This window comes from Bartonella sp. PS7NMGDW (assembly GCF_042193585.1).
In the GTDB taxonomy this organism is placed as follows: domain Bacteria; phylum Pseudomonadota; class Alphaproteobacteria; order Rhizobiales; family Rhizobiaceae; genus Bartonella; species Bartonella grahamii.
Genome location: NZ_JBHILX010000062.1, coordinates 1 through 1,916, shown reverse-complemented (window position 1 = coordinate 1,916; position 1,916 = coordinate 1). Strand labels below are relative to the sequence as shown.

The 1,916-nt window shown below is 35.1% G+C and carries 3 protein-coding genes; 2 read left to right on the top strand and 1 reads right to left on the bottom strand.

The window, feature by feature from the left end:
* Window positions 1-143: antA/AntB antirepressor family protein (locus ACFIKJ_RS09140; RefSeq protein ID WP_375652161.1), on the bottom strand; the 143-nt coding region annotated here is incomplete at its 3' end.
* 408 nt (window positions 144-551) lie between these two features.
* Between ACFIKJ_RS09140 and ACFIKJ_RS09135 the strand changes: the two genes are divergently transcribed.
* Window positions 552-917, top strand: a complete 366-nt coding sequence (locus tag ACFIKJ_RS09135) for a helix-turn-helix domain-containing protein (RefSeq protein ID WP_375652158.1) — start codon at window positions 552-554, stop codon at window positions 915-917.
* Between the two features lie 3 nt (window positions 918-920).
* Window positions 921-1,466, top strand: coding sequence for an ImmA/IrrE family metallo-endopeptidase (locus ACFIKJ_RS09130; RefSeq protein WP_375627494.1), 546 nt, complete (start codon window positions 921-923; stop codon window positions 1,464-1,466).
* The last annotated feature ends 450 nt before the right edge of the window (window positions 1,467-1,916 follow it).

Genomic DNA, 1,916 nt, shown 5'->3' with positions numbered 1-1,916 from the left:
AAATTATATTTGTTGATGCGATATTTAATCCAAGTAGAGAAATCTTTACCTACTTCTAAAAACGCATGCAAATCACGAGCGTTAACAGTTTGAACAGTTTCCTGATCGATAACCTGTTCTCTAATTTCTATAAGAGTATTCATAATGAATTCCTTATGGTTAGATGTTTTTGATTGACACTCCAAGAAGAGTGCCGGGTGCTCAAAAACACGGCCATAAGTCCGTCGTTACACTTTCCCCGCAAGGGTATTGTATAGCGTAACCACACCCGACAATATTATTATACGCATGTAGCATATAATGAGTCAAAGTCTTTAATGTATAGAAGACTGATTATTTCGGTAACCAATCCGCTTATGGTTTAAGGTGTTTTTGAGGCACCTGATTCGATTATTCATACTCCTACTATAATGTCAAGCCACTTTCGATAATTTTTAAATTTTTGCTATTGGCAATTTGTAATTATTGTAAAAAAAGAGTTGATTTATACCTTAAGATAAAATATATTCAACTTATTAAGATTAATTATCCGTCCTTTGGAGTTCTATTTGATGCTTACATCCTTTGGTAAAACCTTACGGAAACTCCGTATTGATCATGCAGAACGCCTTTTAGATATGGCTAAAAAATTAGATATATCTGTAGCATTTTTATCTTCTGTTGAGATTGGCAAAAAATCTGTACCTGTTGGTATGGAAGAAAAGATCATAGAATTATACGATTTAGATCAAGATATGGCTTCTCTCTTAAGAAAAGAGGCTGATGCTTGCCGCAAAAGTTTTACAATAAAGTCTTCTAATTCATCCACAGGTGAACTTGTTGGTATGTTTGCTAGAGTTATAGATAACATTTCTCCAGAAGATGTAGAAAAAATGAAAAAATTAATGAAACAGATAAAAGAAAAAAAAGGTAAGTAGAAGGTGAAGAAAAGTATTGATTACGAAGTTCCTCCTTATAGTTGGGAGAAAATTGGTTTTTTTACTGATTTACTTCGAAAAGAACTGAAATTGTTAGATTACCAAGCTTTCCCAGTTATGGATTTTGCTGAATACATTTTGCCTACTATGAGACCAGGATATTGTTTACATATCGCAGATGAGGAAGAACTTGGAAATGTGGGTGGTTTAACAGACCCGCAAGGCAAATTCATTGTTTTAAGAGAGGATATTTATAAAGATGCGTACGATGATAATGGTCGCGCAAGATTTACAGTTGCTCATGAACTTGGTCATCTTTTTTTACATACAAATTTACCTTTTCAACGCGTAGTCAATTCTCATGAAATACCTGTCTATCGCAGTGCAGAAAAACAAGCTAACCAATTTGCTGCTGAGCTTTTAATGCCACGTTCAGGAATGTCAAGATTTAAGACTCCAAGAGAGGTAGCTAATTTCTATGGAGTTTCATTACAAGCAGCAGAGATTAGGATAAATTACATGACAAATTATTTTAAATCACAACAATAATGGGTTTGAGTTGCAGCTCAAACCCATAAAGAGTTTACGTCAGGTTTCGGTTAGCTGACGTAAAACCAGACAGGAAACAGAAAAATGCAACCTGCAACGACATGCGGAATTGTATCATTGTAAATGTTTCCTGTCTAGGTTCATCCACCGAAAAAGGAGTCTTTATGAGAAATAAAGACAAAAAAACGTACGTTTTTCGTACATGGCGTAGATGTCCTTATACAGGTCAAAAACTTTACGCAAAACACTATGGGCGAAAGGCTTGGCGTATTCCAATAAGTAGGTGAAACACAGAAGGGGGATAATTTATTCCCCTTCTGCATCTCAGAAATATAATCAAAATTGCTTTTTAGATGAAGATTCATTACGCAGAATAAGCTTATACATACTAGATTCTGAGGCTTGGACATCTGTGACAGTGAAGTGCTCTTGAGAAGAGGGCGCTTTGCT